Genomic DNA, 15,211 nt, shown 5'->3' on the forward strand with positions numbered 1-15,211 from the left:
AGATCAGGCATTGGCCACCGACCCCGCCCACTCACGCGGCAGTCCCTGTGCGCCGGCACCCGCCGGCGTGACGTCGTCGACGATCTCATCAAGGACGCGCGCCGCGTACTTTTCGCCCACCCAAAGGTGCTTGGCTCCGTCGACGCCAACAACCCGGGCCTGCGGCACCAGGCTGAACCGGCCGGCAGCCTCTTCCGGCTGCAGGTAGTCATCATGCTCAGGCACCAGAACCGTCAGCGGCTTGCCGGACTCCGCCCATTCCTTGAGGTGCACATCCGTGGCCCGATGCAGCGGCGGGGACAACAGAACCGCGCCTTCGATCCGGCTTGCCACCGGCTCCACCGCTCCATACATCAGCGCCAGTTCCGTCCCGAAAGACCACCCCACCAGCCAGCGGTTCGGCAGGCCGCGTTCGACGGCGAAACGCACAGCCGCCTCGACGTCGTACCGCTCACCTACGCCTTCTTCGAACTGTCCCTCACTTGTCCCGCGCGGAGATGATGTGCCACGGGTGTTGAAGCGAAGCACCGCGACGCCAGCCAAGGCAGGAAGCCTGTAGGAAGCCTTGCGGTAGACGTGGGAATCCATGAAGCCACCGTGCGTCGGCAACGGATGCAGCGTTATCAGCGTGGCCGTGATCTCCCCTGATTCCGGCAGGGCGAGCTCGCCCAGCAGGACCTTGCCGTCCTCGGTGGTGAATGCCACATTCTCGCGTTTGGCGGGAAGAACCGTTGAGGCACGGATCTCCGATGGCGCGTCCTGTGGGGTGAAAACGAACGAGGCGGGATCGAAAGTCATGCATCCAAGCCTAAGCGCATCAGCGGTAGCGGTACGTCCGGGTAGTCCAGCAATTGGTGTGCCAGTGGCGGCGCTCAGCCAACCCCGCGGCCTGGCCGAAGAGGTGGTTGTCGGACCACACCACCAGGTGGGCGATTCCCGGCAGGATCGCCGTTGAACAACCCGGGCAGATGTACTGCTTTTCCGCCTTCCTGGCCGTCATGGTCCGCACCATCCAGTCACCATCCGGAGCACTTTCGCGCCGGGCGATCCCCGCCCTGGCCCGCTCAAGATCGAGCTCCGGCACCGGTTCCGCCCATTTGCCTCCACCACTGCCGGGACGTGGGCCGGACGCGTTGCGGCGGGGACGGTTGGAGCGGGGCATACCTCCATTCTGCCCCAGACAACCGGGCATACGCGGTAATGTGGGGCGGGTGCGACTCGTCATAGCCCGTTGTTCTGTTGATTACGTTGGCCGCCTGAAGGCCCACCTCCCCCTCGCCACCCGGCTGTTGCTGGTCAAGGCGGACGGCTCGGTGCTGGTGCACTCCGACGGCGGCTCCTACAAGCCGCTGAACTGGATGAGCCCGCCTGCCACACTGCGGGTGACCACCCCCGAGGAAACCGAGGTGGAAGAGGGAGTAGTGGAGCAATGGACGGTGCAGTCAGCCAAGACCGATGACCGCCTCATCATCAATATCTACGAACAACTCCACGACACCTCTCATGACCTGGGCACCGACCCGGGACTGATCAAGGATGGAGTCGAAGCGGACCTGCAGCGCCTCCTGGCCGAACAGATCGAGACCCTCGGTGCCGGTTACTCGCTGATCCGCCGCGAATACTTCACGGCGATCGGCCCCGTGGACATCCTGGCCCGCGACGCCTCCGGCGCCACAGTCGCCGTCGAACTCAAACGCCGCGGCGACATCGACGGCGTTGAGCAGCTCACCCGGTACCTGGAATTGCTCAACCGGGATCCTTTGCTGGCACCGGTCCGTGGCATTTTCGCCGCCCAGCAGATCAAGCCGCAGGCGAAAGTCCTCGCCAATGACCGCGGCATCGATTGCGTGACGCTCGATTATGACGCCATGCGCGGTGTGGATGACAGCGAGTCCCGCCTCTTCTGAGGACGCCTCGGGCTGAGTGTGCCCAGGGCCACTAGAATCGGAACATGACTGCCGCAACCCGTTTTGCCACATCGTCCGCGCCAAGCCACCAGATCATCAAAGGAACGCTGGTCAGCGACGGCGAGGTGGTGGAAGACGGCCTGCTGGCCATCGACGGGGACCGGATTGCCTACGCCGGCCCTGCTGATGCCTTTGACCAGGAAGCCTTCGAAGGTTTCGAAGGGGCCATCCGCCTGGGAGTTCCCAGCGGCAGCTACCTCATTCCCGGACTGGTTGACGTCCACTGCCACGGCGGCAACGGCGGCGACTTTCCGAGCGGCGAGGAAGTTGCGGCCCGCAAGGCCATCGAGTTCCTGCACCGTTCGGGAACCACCACGTTCCTTGCCAGCATGGTCACCGCTCCACGGGAGGACCTCCTGCGTGGCATCGAGCTTTTCGTGAAGCTCGCAGAGGAAGGGTTGGTCGCCGGAATCCATCTCGAGGGTCCATTCCTCTCCCACGCTCGCTGCGGAGCCCAGAACCCGGACTACCTGCTCGAGCCCGACCTGGAACTCATGGATGAGTTGGTGGCCGCTGCGGCCGGCAAGCTCGCCACCATGACATACGCCCCGGAACTCCCCGGCGCGGCCGCACTGGTGGACCTCATGACTTCCCATGGCGTGACGCCTTCCTTGGGGCATACGGACTGTGACGACGCCACCGCCACGGCGTCGTTGGCCGCCGCCCGCGAAGGGCTTGAGTCGGCAGGTTTCGACGGCGTGAGTTCACTCCCGACCGTCACCCACCTTTTCAATGGGATGCCTCCGATGCATCACCGCGCGCCAGGACCCGTGGCTGCGTGCCTTCGCATGGCGCAGGAGGGCAAAGCCGTGGTCGAACTGATCGCCGATGGGACGCATCTGGCCCCCAGCATGGTGGCCACCGTCTTCGAGCTGGTCGGTGCGGCCAACGTTGTCCTGGTGACCGACTCCATGGCGGCGGCCGGCCTTTCCGACGGCAGCTACATGCTTGGCCCGTCCCCGGTCACGGTCAGCAGCGGCGTAGCCACGCTCGATGCCACCGGTTCGATCGCGGGGGGCACCGCTACGCTCCTGGACGTTGTCCGCAAAACGGTGGCCGCCGGCGTCGCCCTTCCTGATGTCGTCTGTTCCGCCACCGCAGTGCCGGCCGCGGTCCTGGGCCTTTCGGATGAAATTGGCGGGCTGCGGCGCGGACTGCGTGCCGATGTTGTTGTCACCAATGAGGACCTTGAACTGACCCGTGTGATGCGCAACGGGCAATGGTTGTCTTAGAGAAGTCAGGGGTAATTGCAGGCAACCATGCGTTACCTTCTTTTTACCTAAATTTTTCTCAAATACGCCTAAAGACCGTTGACCTCCGGCAGAGCACATGAAAGTGTTGTAGCAGTCTTTGTGTAGGTGGTTTTCATGCTCGCAAGACGAGTTGCGAGCGTGAAGCTCCTGCGAATCCGACCAGGTCCGCCTGGGAGGAATTCAGGTCTTCTCGCGGAGTAACAAGGCCGGTACGAAGTGTATCGGACTGAAGTTCCATAATGAGGAGATATACATGGCACTGGGAACCGTAAAGTGGTTCAACGCTGAAAAGGGCTTCGGCTTCATCACCCCGGACGACTCGGATGGGGACGTTTTCGTTCACTACTCCGAGATCCAGACCGGTGGTTTCAAGACCCTCGATGAGAACCAGCGCGTTCAGTTCGAGATCGGCCAGGGCGCCAAGGGCCCCCAGGCCACCGGCGTTACCGTCGTCTAGTCTTAACCGTTGATTTCTGCTTCCCGCAGAAACGACAAACAGGTTGGCCCTGGCTTTCGAGCCGGGGCCAACCTGTTTAAATCCGGGTTCAACGGCATAAGGCAGTTCAATAGCCCGCCGCGGGGTCCCATTACGACAGTGACTGTTACTAAACGTGAAGAAAGCGAAGAAAGGGCAACGATAAAAGGATTGACAATTCAACCAACCAATGTCCGGAGCAGCCTGGCGGAATGTCGAACCGACAGCCCGGGAAGGTATGCCCGGCTGAGTGCCCGTCCCATTGCCGGCAGGTGCAGCGGGTCCTGGTAATACATGTACAGCGTCCGGTACTCAGGTTGGAATCGTGACTTAAAGGACGCAAGGGACCGAAACCCATAAACGGGCTCCAATGCCTGACCCACGACATCCAGCAGACCCGCCAGGCCTTTGGCCTGCTGTTCGATCTCACCCTTTTCCCGGGCAAGCGGCGAGCCCGACAGGGAGATGACTTCCACTGAATCGCGCAAGTGGAGGACAGCCGAGGCGATGAGGAATTCCATCACCCCGGGGAAGGCATCGCCGCGCCGTCGCATGAAGTCCAGAGTCCAGCTGACGATCTTCCCGTCTTCGAAAACCGGCAGCCAACTGGTTACGCCATGGACATGGCCGGCGTCATCCACCGCTACGCCGCAGAGGACCTCATCGTCCTCGAGCTCATCCAGGCCTCCCAATGTGAAGCCCATTTCCGGGATCTTCTTTTGGGCCGCCCATTCCTCGGACACCTCACTGATCTGCGTGCGTATGCCATTGGGCAGCTCAGAGAACCTGCTCCAGCGTGCCGAAATGCCCAACTTCGCCGCTCGGTTCAGGGAGGTCCGGACGTTCTGCCATTCCTTGCCGCGGAATTCCAGGCCCCTGATCCGCAACCGGGTTTCCTGGGCGACCGCCACCCGGCGGAAGCCCCGTGCCTCCAGCATGGGCCACAGCTCATCGGTGCAGGAATAAAGGCAGGGGATCAGAGCATGCTGCGAGCAGTACTCCAGGAAGCCGCCGGCTGTTTCCACATGCTTCCCGGCCGGCCCGAAAGGACCGGCCATCGTCAGGGCCACGTGCCCGTGTTGCTGGTAGGCCACTCCCCCGGTCCCGTCCGGTGCGAACCAGTACTTGTTCGGCTCCCACAGCGCCATCCACGACAATGAGTCGCCCCCGGACTTCACTAGGTGACGGGCCTGCCAACGCGCCTCGTGGTCACGGCCTCCCGTATGGTTCCCTCGGATGAAAAGGACCCATACCCCAACCAGCGCGACCAGCCAGAAGACAGTGCCGGAATAGGAGAACAGGAACACTTCCAGCACGTCACGCTCGGCGAAGACCTTCCGGTAAGCCCCCGGAAGCGGAACAGGAAGATATTGCCTGGCAAGCTCCGAAGCCAAGCCGAGGAGGCCACCGTCCCGTGACATGCCCCCGGAGGAAAACCACACGATGCAATAGGCGAGACCAAGCCCGGCGCCGGTCAGGCCAACAGACCAGAACACCCTGCGCCGGAGACGGTGCGCGGAGACAACACGGAAGTGTCCCCGATAGGCGAACAACAGCACAGCGAGAATCAGGGGCACCAGTACCAGCGGGATGAGGTGCACTACGGCCGAGCTCATCATCCCTGAATGCGGACGGCCCTGTGGCCTTGGGATGGTGGCAAAAAGTCCCAGGTAGATGGCCGAAAGCACAACCACGAGCACCTGCACGCCTACCGCGATGCCCAGCGCGAGACGGCGTCCGCGCCTCATCCCGTCAGCGCAGATCAGCAGGAGCACCACAGGCACCACGGCCAACGCCAGTCCGAAGGGACCTGTGTAGCCTTGGCGTCCCAGCTCCAAACAGGAGACATCGATGCTGCCCCCGCAGTTGCTCTCAAGCTGGCCCAGTGTAGGTATCGGATTGAGGATGACATCCCGGAGCAAGGCCAACGGACCCGAAGGGCTTTTCGCAGCCGCGGTCACGATAGGACCCACCGCAAAAATTGCCATCGTCAGGGACAGCAGGTTCCGGACTTCCCTGCCTGTGGACCTGTGCAGGTGGAGATGCCCCTGGCTGCTTTGGGTCCACCAGCCCGCCGCCAAACCGATCAAGGCTCCGAGGAAGCCCACCACCGTTTCCGCGTGGCCCACGTACAACACAAGGAGCAAGGAAATTGACAGCACCACTGTCCGCAGGCGTCGTTGCCACAGCATGGGAAGGAGCGCGCTGGCCGCCAAACACGTGGACAGGACTGCTGCATAGGGTCCGATCAGCCGGGTTTCGGCCATCCGGGCCAGCCAATCGTCGTCGAAGGCTTGCGCGACCTGCGTGACCAACAGAAATGCCGACACACTGGCAAACTGGCTGCCGAAAAATACAGCCGCGGTCTTGAACGAGCCGAAGCGCCGTTCGGCAAGCCCTAGAAGGAAGACGATCATCAGGACAGCAGTGACGTAAGCCAAGGGGTTGGTCGTGAAGAAGAGCGAGGTCCAAATCGACCACCACTCACCCGATTTGAGACCAGCCAGGCTGACGCCTGCCACCCGCAGCCAGGTGTCCGGAGGCCCCGTGACGAAGCTGCCGGAGATGATGGATAGCGCCACAAACAGCGCCAGGACGCCGACGGTGAAAGGGGTGCGCCGGACGTGCTGCGCGGCCTGCCGCAATGCAGGCAAGATGACCCCTCTGACAGCAAGGCTCACTTGCGCAGCCCCCAACGCGTGGCGAGGAAGTCCAGGCCACCCGGCATTCCGCGCACTACGGCGTCCCAGGAATGACCAGCGTTCCGGATGGTGTGCTCTTCGGTTTGGAAACCGGCGCTTGCGGCACTTTGGGCCAGTTCGTGCATGTAATTGGTGAACTCGTTGTCCGTTGCGCCGGCGGCGAAGTACACACCGCTGCCGGCAAAGGTGCGCTCCCCCATCAACGCCAAAGGCGTCCGGGATTCAAAAGCCGCGACGTCGCCGTCGAACGAGTCCGCAATGGTCTTGTTGCGGTCCTTGGCGAGGGCAGGCTCACGCTCCGCCGAGAAAGCCAGTACCGATGGAAAAATGTCCGGGTGTGCCGTGCCCATTTGCAGCGCACACGTCCCGCCGAAGGAGAATCCGCCCACAGCCCACTGCTTGTGGTCCGTGGAAACGTCAAGGTTCTCGGAAATCCAGGCTGGAACGTCCTTCGAAAGGTATGTGTCTGCAGGGGCTATCCGGCTGTCCATGCACATGGTGTTGGCGCTGCCGGACCCGTTGGGATCCACCACCACGGTTACCGGTGAAATGCCCTGATGGGCTTCAGCGAACCGGTCCATTTGTGCCCGCAGCTGACCGCCCGTCAACCAGTCCGCAGGGCCACCGGGTTGACCGGAAAAAAGGACCAGCACGGGAAGGACAGGCCGTGGGGTGGTCTGATATGCCGGCGGAAAGTAGATATACGCTTCGCGGGCACTGAAGCCCGACACAGATCCGGGAATCGCGGCCTTACGCAGAATGCCGTTGGACGGCATGGACTCAGGTGCCTTCCATGCCGAAGCCAAGGGACCGGGCGTGGAACCGGGAGAACGCTTGAGGCTCTGCTCCAGCGGTTGGATGCGTGCAACAGCGGTGCCCAGGAGGTCGGCCACCGTATTGTTCAACCCGAAATACAGATTGACTTGGACAGCGCTGAGCAAGATGACCCCAAGCATCGCCAGGGTACTGAACCCGCGACCCTTCCAGGAATTACGCGGAAAACGTGCGGTACAGAGCAGGACGGCCGCAACTGCCGGGACGGACCAGGCCACCGTCTCGAACGGGAGGTTCTCTGAAAACGCGGCCAGCACGTCCACGAGGATCCAGTGGACCAAAGTCACCAGGCCGATGGAAGCCAACAGGGAGGCGGGAACAAGCAAAAACCAGGACCGCTTCCGCCGCCACAGCAGGTAGGCTGCCCCTGCCACGCCGCAAACGATGCTGAACCACAGAAACGGGCCACTGACGAGGCTGACGTCCAACAGGAAGTCCATAACGCCTAACGCCAGGTTCCGACGCCGATAACCGGCCCGGCCTCCAGCCAGGAGGACAGCCCGGCATAGGCATCAAAGTTCATCGCAAGCATGAACTTGTTGCCTTCGTACTGCAGTTCAACCACTACGACCCCGGGCTGGACTTTGACGAGCTCGTCCTCAGTCGGTTGGCGGCGCCCGAGGCGCTCCAGTGAACTGCGTTTGAACTTATGTTTGGGCACCACACTCAGCGACATCAGGCGGAACCACTCGAGATCATTGTCCTGATAACGACAAACCCCCATCTGCCAGCTGTTTCCAGCCGTGCAAATGGAGGCGTCGATCGTGCCGAGGGCGCGCCGCAGATTGAAGCGGCGCACCCCCAAAAGGCACAGTGAAATGATCAGCAACGTGAACGCTGTTGCCAAGGCGATGAACGGAATGAGGGAATCGTCCATCAAGGTCGTGCTATCGGATCCCCGCTGTAGCCGCTTCGCCCAGTTTGGCGTTGTCAGCAACAATGACCACGCGATCGTTGTCCACGGAGAAGAACCCACCGTCAACAACTACAGCGATCCGGTCACCGGAAACCGGCTGGATTGCCAGCTCGCCCTCGGCCATGATGGCCAAAAGGGGCGAGTGGCCCGGCAGGATTCCGATTTCACCATCGCTGGTGCGGGCCTTCACCATCTTGGCCGCTCCGGACCACACGAAGTGGTCCGCCGCGACAATCTCAACCTCGAGCTCAGCCATACTACTTGGTCTGTTCCTGGATCTTGGCCCAGTTGCGCTCGACGTCATCCAGGCCGCCGACGTTGAAGAACGCCTGCTCTGCGATGTGGTCCAGCTCGCCGTCGCAGATGGCGGTGAAGCCTTCGACGGTGTCCTTGATGGACACGGTGGAGCCTTCGACGCCGGTGAACTGCTTGGCGGTGTAGGTGTTCTGGGAGAGGAACTGCTGGATACGGCGTGCACGCGACACGACGATCTTGTCCTCTTCCGACAGTTCGTCAACACCGAGGATGGCGATGATGTCCTGGAGTTCCTTGTTCTTCTGCAGGATCTGCTTAACACGGACAGCCGTGTTGTAGTGGTCCTTGCCGATGTACTGGGGATCCAGGATACGGGAGGTCGACGTCAGCGGGTCAACGGCCGGGTACAGACCACGGGAGGCGATTTCACGGGAAAGTTCCGTGGTCGCGTCGAGGTGTGCGAAGGTCGTGGCCGGAGCCGGGTCGGTGTAGTCATCAGCCGGCACGTAGATGGCCTGCATCGACGTGATGGAGTGACCCTTGGTGGAGGTGATGCGCTCCTGGAGCAGACCCATCTCATCAGCAAGGTTCGGCTGGTAGCCCACGGCGGACGGCATACGGCCGAGCAGCGTGGAAACTTCCGAACCTGCCTGCGTGAAGCGGAAGATGTTGTCGATGAAGAGCAGCACGTCCTGGTTCTGGACATCGCGGAAGTATTCCGCCATTGTGAGCGCGGACAGGGCCACGCGCAGACGCGTTCCCGGCGGCTCATCCATCTGGCCGAAGACAAGGGCGGTGTCCTTGAGGACGCCGGCCTCTTCCATTTCAACCCAGAGGTCGTTACCTTCACGGGTACGCTCGCCGACACCGGCGAATACGGAAGTACCACCGAAGTTGCGGGCAACACGGGTGATCATTTCCTGGATCAGAACGGTCTTGCCCACGCCGGCGCCGCCGAAGAGGCCGATCTTTCCACCCTTGATGTACGGGGTGAGAAGGTCGATGACCTTGATGCCGGTCTCGAGCATCTCCGTGGAGCCCTCGAGGGAAGCAAAGCTCGGAGCCTTGCGGTGGATCGGCCAGTAAGCGTCGGCCTTGATCTCGGACTCTTCAACGTCCAGCGGCTTGCCGAGTACGTTGAAGATGTGGCCCTTGACGCCGTCGCCAACGGGCACGGAGATCGGAGCGCCGGAGTCCTGGACGGTGGTACCGCGGACGAGTCCGTCGGTAGCCTGCAGGGAGATGGCGCGGACGAGGTTGTCACCCAGGTGCTGGGAGGTCTCGAACGTGATGGTCTTGGTCTGACCGTTGAGAGTAATCTCGGTGGTCAGAGCGTTGTAAATCGAGGGGATTGCGTCAGCCGGGAATTCGACGTCGACAACCGGACCAATAACACGGGCAATGCGGCCGGTGGCACCGGCCGTTGCTACGTGTTCGGTAGCAGTGGCAGTCATCTCTCTCACTTCACTCAGTAGATGGCGTGGGTTAAGTTTATCTGTTTGTTGCAGGTGCGGCTTCGAGCCGAATCCGTTGCAGGCTAGGACGCGAGAGCGTCGGCGCCGGCCACGATTTCGGAAAGCTCCTGCGTAATCTCGGCCTGGCGGGCCGTGTTGCGAAGGCGCGTGTACTTCTTGATCAGATCCGTCGCGTTGTCACCGGCCGACTTCATTGCACGCTGGCGGGCTGCGAGCTCGGAAGCTGCTGCCTGCAGCATGGCTGCGAAGATGCGGGACTCGATGTAACGCGGAAGCAGTGCGTCAAGCACCTGCTCTGTTTCCGGTTCAAACTCGTACAACGGCAACAGCTCGGACTCCGAGGTTGCTTCCTCTTCGACGACCTCCAGCGGAAGCAGACGGATAACCGTCGGTTCCTGCGTCACCATGGACTTGAAGCGGGTGTAGACAACGTGAATTTCATCCACGCCACCCTCTTCGAAATCCGTGGAGAAGTCTTCGAGAAGTGCAGCTCCGACTTCCTGCGCGGTTTCGAATTCCGGTGCGTCCGTGCCACCGGTCCATACGCGGGCGTAGGACCGATTGCGGAAATCGAAGTACGCCTGAGCCTTGCGGCCAACCAGGTACGCCTTGACTTCCTTGCCTTCTGCGTGAAGAAGCTCGAAGAGACCTTCGGCCTGCTTGAGCACGCTCGCCGAGTAGGATCCTGCAAGGCCACGGTCCGATGTAACGATCAGGACTGCGGCGCGGCGGATCTGCTCCGGTTCGGTGGTCAGCGGGTGGTCGATTTCGCTCTGAGTTGCGACAGCAGAAACGGCGCGGGTAATCGCGTTCGCGTAAGGCAGTGAAGCTGCTACGCGGGCGCGGGCCTTACCGATGCGCGAGGTAGCGATCAGTTCCATCGCCTTGAAGATCTTGCGCATCGACGTCGTCGAGCTGATCTTCTGACGGTAGACCCGAATCTGGGCTCCCATACTTATCCTTTCCTAAGTTCCCGATGCGCTGCCCTGCCGGGGCCCTTGCGGACCCCGGCAGAGCAGGTTATCGAAACTAGCGCTTCTGCTTGACGATCTTTTCCTGGTCGACGTCGCCGCCGGAGATCGCTGCGTGCTCTTCGTGGCCAGCGCCAACCAAGTGGTTGTCGCCTTCGCCGAAGAAGCCCTTCTTGAAGGACACAATGGCTTCCTTCAAAGCTGCAGCGGTGTCGTCATCCAGGACGTTGGTCTGTGCCAGCGTGGTCAGGATGGAGGACTTGTGCGTGAGGTGCTCCAGGAACTCGGACTCGAAGCGGCTGATGTCCTCAACCGGAACGTCGTCCAAGTAGCCGTTGGTGCCGGCCCAGATGGAAACAACCTGATTCTCGACAGGGAACGGCGAGTACTGGCCCTGCTTCAGCAGTTCCATGAGGCGTGCACCACGGGTCAGCTGCTGACGGGAAGCAGCATCCAGGTCCGAGGCGAACATGGCGAATGCCTGCATGTCGCGGTACTGGGCCAGGTCCAGCTTCAAGGTACCGGAGACCTTCTTCATGGACTTGACCTGTGCAGCGCCACCAACGCGGGAGACGGACACACCAACGTCAACAGCGGGGCGCTGGTTGGCGTTGAAGAGGTCCGACTGGAGGAAGATCTGACCATCGGTAATGGAGATCACGTTGGTCGGGATGTAAGCGGAGACGTCGTTTGCCTTAGTCTCGACGATCGGAAGACCGGTCATCGAACCTGCACCGAGCTCGTCGGAGAGCTTGGCACAACGCTCCAGCAGACGGGAGTGCAAGTAGAAAACGTCACCCGGGTATGCTTCGCGTCCCGGCGGACGACGCAGCAGAAGGGACACGGCGCGGTAGGCTTCGGCCTGCTTGGACAGGTCATCGAAGATCACCAGAACGTGCTTGCCGCCGTACATCCAGTGCTGGCCGATGGCCGAACCTGCATACGGCGCCAGGTACTTGAAGCCAGCAGGGTCGGACGCCGGGGACGCCACGATGGTGGTGTACTCCAGCGCGCCGTGGTCCTCGAGGGTCTGGCGGACGGCTGCGATGGTGGAAGCCTTCTGGCCAACACCGACGTAGACACAGCGAACCTGCTTGGTGACATCTCCGGAAGCCCAGTTGGCCTTCTGGTTGATGATGGTGTCGACGGCGATGGCCGTCTTACCGGTCTGGCGGTCACCGATGATCAGCTGACGCTGGCCACGGCCGATCGGGATCATGGCGTCGATAGCCTTGAGGCCGGTCTGCATCGGTTCGTGAACCGACTTGCGTTCGGTGACGCCCGGAGCCTGGAGTTCCAGTGCACGGGTGGCCTCGGCCTTGATCTCGCCGAGGTCGTCGATCGGCTGGCCCAAGGGGTCGACAACGCGACCCAGGAAGGCATCGCCAACCGGAACGGACAGGATTTCACCGGTGCGGTGAACTTCCTGGCCTTCTTCAATACCGGTGAAGTCACCGAGGATAATGACACCGATCTCGCGGACGTCAAGGTTCTGGGCCAGGCCCAGCGTGCCATCTTCGAAGCGAAGCAGCTCGTTCGCCATGACCGAGGGAAGACCCTCAACACGGGCGATGCCGTCACTTGCGGTGGTCACACGACCAACCTCTACGCGCTCTGCGTTACCGGGTTCGTAGGACGCCGCGAACTCGTTCAACGCATTACGGACGTCGTCGGCGTTGATGGTCAATTCGGCCATCTGCAGTCCCTGCTCTCCTGTTTTCGTGATCATCGTTGCTCACGATGACCGGGTTTTATATCAGTTAAGTTGTGCTTTGTCTTCGCTAGCCAGCGAGCTGACGGCGGAGTTCGCTGAGGCGGGCAACTACCGAAGCGTCGAGCACTTCGTCACCTACCTGGACACGGATTCCACCGATCAGTGCGGGGTCAACATTTACGTTGACCTTCAGTTCGCGGCTGTACAGGGCGTCAAGTCCGGTCTGCAGACGGCTGGCCTGCGTTTCCGTCAACGGACGGGTAACGCTGACAGTTGCAATCCAGCGCTGCTGACGCTTGGCTGCAAGCTTGGCGAATGACTCGACGAGCTTGCTCGGCTTGACACCGCGCGGCTGCGTAACTGCCTGGCTGATGAGAACCTTGGCTTCCTCGCTGCTGCCAGGAACAAGCTTCTCGGCCAATGCAATCTTCGCCGCAGGCGATGCCTGCGGCTCAGACAGAGCACGTTGTACTTCGTGGCTGGAGGCGACGGCCTGGTTGAAGGCAAACAGATCGTTTTCCAGCTCTTCCAGCCCCGTGATACCGGAGGCAGAAACGGCCGACTTGTTTTCAGCTACGGCAATGACCACCGTGGCGGCAAGCGTCTCGAGTGCATCGCCGATATCGCGGGCCGATGCCCAGCGTGAGCCGGCCAATCCACCTGCAATCTCAGCAGCATCAGCGGAGACTTTTCCGCCAACCAGCTGCTTGACCAGCGCCGACTTTTCGTCTCCTGAACGGGACGGGTCAGTCAGGGCGCGGCGCAAGCCAGCCGAGCTGTCCACCGTTCCCAGGATTCCGAAGAGGTCCTTAGCCAACTGCAGCGAAGCGAAGGGAAGCTTGGCTTCCAACTGCGCCAGCGCTGTGGTCAGCGATTCGCTCGATATACCTGCCATTATTTAGCTGCACCTGCGCTCTGGGTCTCCAGATCTGCCAGGAAGCGGTCCACGACGCGGGCGGCGCGCTCGTCGTCGGTGAGTGCTTCACCAACGATGCGGCCGGCCAGGGTGGTGGCCAGGGTGCCGACCTCGGAACGAAGCGAGACAACAGCTGCCTGGCGCTCCGATTCGATGGCGGCGTGTGCCTGCTCGGTGATGCGTGCAGACTCCGCTGCAGCCTTGGCCTTCAGGTCCGCGAGGATCTGGGCGCCTTCGGCGCGTGCTTCTTCGCGGATGCGGTTGGCCTCGGCCCGGGCGTCGGTGAGCTGCTGCTTGTATTCTTCAAGTGCAGCAGATGCCTCAGCCTGGGCCTTCTCAGCCTTGGCGATACCGCCTTCGATGGCTTCCGCCCGCTCTGCGAACGTCTTCTCGAACATCGGGACAACAAACTTGACCACGATGAACATGAGAACGGCAAAGCTGATTAGGACAACGCCCATTTCCCAAAGGTTGGGAGTGAGGGGGCTGACCTCTTCGCCCTCTGTGGCGGCTGAGATGATCAGCTGATTCATATTTCACCCGTCGTTTTCTACTCGGTTCTGGATGTTCGCTCGTTATGAAGTCTGGCTAGAGAACGAGCGCGAAGACCAGGCCGAGAATGGCGAGGGCTTCAGTCAGGGCGAGGCCCAAGAACGCGATGGGCTGCAGGACGCGCTGAGCTTCCGGCTGGCGTGCAACACCGTTGATGTATGCGGCGAACACGAGGCCAACACCGATACCACCGCCGATTGCGGACAGACCGTAACCTACGAGGTTGAGAGTGCCTTCCATTTTTCTTCCTTTCAAGATGCCAGCTCTGTGGCAGGTTGTTTGGGTTGCTTCATCCCCGCTGCGGGGGAAGTTGAGGGTGCCTAGTGGCTATCGGCGTGAAGCGCGCCTTCAATGTAGATAGCCGTCAACAGCGTAAAAACGTATGCCTGCAGCACCATAATCAGCGCCTCCAGCATGTACATGGCAATCGCGCCGACAAGGATCAACACCGATGTGCCCTGGAGCAGGATGTTCTCCTGGGAGATCAGGAATTCGATACCCGCGCCAGCGATCATGACGATCAGGTGTCCTGCCAGCATGGTTGCGAACAGACGAAGGCTGTGCGTAACGGGGCGGACGAGGAAGTTGGAGATGATCTCGATCGGAATGATCAGCGGCAGGATGTATGCCGGAACTCCAGAAGGAACCGTGGCCAACTTGAAGTAGCGCAGACCGTTCTTCTTGATGCCAATGGCAATCCACGTGATGTAGACGATGGCTGCCATCACATAGGTACCGCCTACGTGAGAGAAGGTAGGAAGCTGAATGTACGGAATTGCTCCGTAAATGTTGTTCACCAGGATGAAGAAGAACAAACTGAACAGCAGCGGGACGTACTTCATGAAGTCCCTGCCACCGATGATGTCCTTGGCGATGCTGTTCCTCACGAAGCCGTAGGCCATCTCGCCTGCGAACTGCAGCTTGCCAGGAACCAGCTGCTGCTTACGTGCAGCTATCACAAAGAAGGTAGCAATGATGACGACCGAAAGGATCACCAGCAGCATCTGCTTCGAGAATCCTTCTGCCGCACCCCACGGCAGGATTGCCGGCAAATGCATTTCGTTAATACCAGGAGGGGCAAACTCTCCTGAGTCTTTGGCCGGGAGCGCAAGCGCGATCAACGCGTTTCCTCTCTGCAGTGTCCATCATTGGGCGTTTGGTGGGTTCCTGCAGAAGCATGG

The 15,211-nt window shown here is 61.3% G+C and carries 16 protein-coding genes; 3 read left to right on the top strand and 13 right to left on the bottom strand.

The window, feature by feature from the left end; all coding sequences use genetic code 11:
- Nucleotides 1–3 precede the first annotated feature (3 nt).
- Nucleotides 4–798 carry an alpha/beta fold hydrolase gene (locus tag PYR64_RS11665; protein ID WP_039242038.1) on the bottom strand — a complete coding sequence of 265 codons (795 nt, stop codon included), beginning with the start codon at nt 796–798 and terminating at the stop codon, nt 4–6.
- 19 nt (nt 799–817) lie between these two features.
- Nucleotides 818–1,162, bottom strand: a complete 345-nt coding sequence (locus PYR64_RS11670) for a hypothetical protein (protein ID WP_018776334.1) — start codon at nt 1,160–1,162, stop codon at nt 818–820.
- A gap of 49 nt (nt 1,163–1,211) precedes the next feature.
- Here PYR64_RS11670 and nucS point away from each other — a divergent pair, with 49 nt between their 5' ends.
- From nucS to PYR64_RS11685, 3 genes are all read left to right on the top strand, one after another.
- On the top strand, nt 1,212–1,907 hold the full coding sequence (gene nucS, locus PYR64_RS11675; RefSeq protein ID WP_018776335.1) for an endonuclease NucS: 696 nt from the start codon (nt 1,212–1,214) through the stop codon (nt 1,905–1,907).
- Between the two features lie 44 nt (nt 1,908–1,951).
- Nucleotides 1,952–3,199 carry an amidohydrolase family protein gene (locus PYR64_RS11680; RefSeq protein WP_275775347.1) on the top strand — a complete coding sequence of 416 codons (1,248 nt, stop codon included), beginning with the start codon at nt 1,952–1,954 and terminating at the stop codon, nt 3,197–3,199.
- A 274-nt stretch (nt 3,200–3,473) separates the two neighbouring features.
- Nucleotides 3,474–3,677 carry a cold-shock protein gene (locus tag PYR64_RS11685; RefSeq protein ID WP_018776337.1) on the top strand — a complete coding sequence of 68 codons (204 nt, stop codon included), beginning with the start codon at nt 3,474–3,476 and terminating at the stop codon, nt 3,675–3,677.
- Between the two features lie 197 nt (nt 3,678–3,874).
- Here the strand turns inward: PYR64_RS11685 and PYR64_RS11690 are convergent, their stop codons facing one another.
- The 11 genes from PYR64_RS11690 to atpB all read right to left on the bottom strand — a co-directional run bounded on the left by PYR64_RS11690 (nt 3,875) and on the right by atpB (nt 15,151).
- On the bottom strand, nt 3,875–6,391 hold the full coding sequence (locus tag PYR64_RS11690) for a DUF2156 domain-containing protein (RefSeq protein WP_039242040.1): 2,517 nt from the start codon (nt 6,389–6,391) through the stop codon (nt 3,875–3,877).
- Complete coding sequence (locus tag PYR64_RS11695) at nt 6,373–7,671, bottom strand: alpha/beta hydrolase-fold protein (RefSeq protein ID WP_039242042.1); 1,299 nt, start codon at nt 7,669–7,671, stop codon at nt 6,373–6,375. Before PYR64_RS11695 ends, PYR64_RS11690 begins: the two co-directional genes overlap by 19 nt.
- 5 nt (nt 7,672–7,676) lie before the next feature.
- Nucleotides 7,677–8,108 carry a DUF2550 domain-containing protein gene (locus tag PYR64_RS11700; protein ID WP_275775352.1) on the bottom strand — a complete coding sequence of 144 codons (432 nt, stop codon included), beginning with the start codon at nt 8,106–8,108 and terminating at the stop codon, nt 7,677–7,679.
- 10 nt (nt 8,109–8,118) lie between these two features.
- Nucleotides 8,119–8,403 carry a F0F1 ATP synthase subunit epsilon gene (locus PYR64_RS11705; RefSeq protein WP_018776341.1) on the bottom strand — a complete coding sequence of 95 codons (285 nt, stop codon included), beginning with the start codon at nt 8,401–8,403 and terminating at the stop codon, nt 8,119–8,121.
- A 1-nt stretch (nt 8,404) separates the two neighbouring features.
- Nucleotides 8,405–9,856: a F0F1 ATP synthase subunit beta gene (gene atpD, locus PYR64_RS11710; RefSeq protein WP_014922173.1), complete on the bottom strand. Its 1,452-nt coding sequence runs from the start codon at nt 9,854–9,856 to the stop codon at nt 8,405–8,407.
- An 83-nt stretch (nt 9,857–9,939) separates the two neighbouring features.
- Nucleotides 9,940–10,830, bottom strand: coding sequence for a F0F1 ATP synthase subunit gamma (locus PYR64_RS11715; protein ID WP_018776342.1), 891 nt, complete (start codon nt 10,828–10,830; stop codon nt 9,940–9,942).
- 76 nt (nt 10,831–10,906) lie between these two features.
- Entirely contained in the window at nt 10,907–12,544 is a 1,638-nt protein-coding gene (gene atpA / locus PYR64_RS11720; RefSeq protein ID WP_011775259.1) for a F0F1 ATP synthase subunit alpha, read from the bottom strand.
- An 85-nt stretch (nt 12,545–12,629) separates the two neighbouring features.
- The gene (locus PYR64_RS11725; RefSeq protein ID WP_018776343.1) at nt 12,630–13,457 is read right to left on the bottom strand and encodes a F0F1 ATP synthase subunit delta; all 828 of its coding nucleotides are present in this window, start codon (nt 13,455–13,457) and stop codon (nt 12,630–12,632) included.
- A complete protein-coding gene (locus PYR64_RS11730; protein ID WP_018776344.1) occupies nt 13,457–14,011 on the bottom strand; it encodes a F0F1 ATP synthase subunit B in 555 nt (184 codons plus the stop codon). The genes PYR64_RS11725 and PYR64_RS11730 overlap by 1 nt, the downstream gene beginning before the upstream one ends.
- 55 nt (nt 14,012–14,066) lie before the next feature.
- Nucleotides 14,067–14,270: an ATP synthase F0 subunit C gene (atpE, locus tag PYR64_RS11735; RefSeq protein WP_018776345.1), complete on the bottom strand. Its 204-nt coding sequence runs from the start codon at nt 14,268–14,270 to the stop codon at nt 14,067–14,069.
- 80 nt (nt 14,271–14,350) lie between these two features.
- Nucleotides 14,351–15,151 (bottom strand): F0F1 ATP synthase subunit A, encoded by an 801-nt coding sequence (atpB, locus tag PYR64_RS11740; protein ID WP_026266929.1) that lies wholly within the window; start codon nt 15,149–15,151, stop codon nt 14,351–14,353.
- Nucleotides 15,152–15,211: the final 60 nt, after the last annotated feature.

Origin of the sequence: Paenarthrobacter sp. Y-19, from assembly GCF_029223985.1 — a bacterium.
GTDB classification, from domain to species: domain Bacteria; phylum Actinomycetota; class Actinomycetes; order Actinomycetales; family Micrococcaceae; genus Arthrobacter; species Arthrobacter nicotinovorans.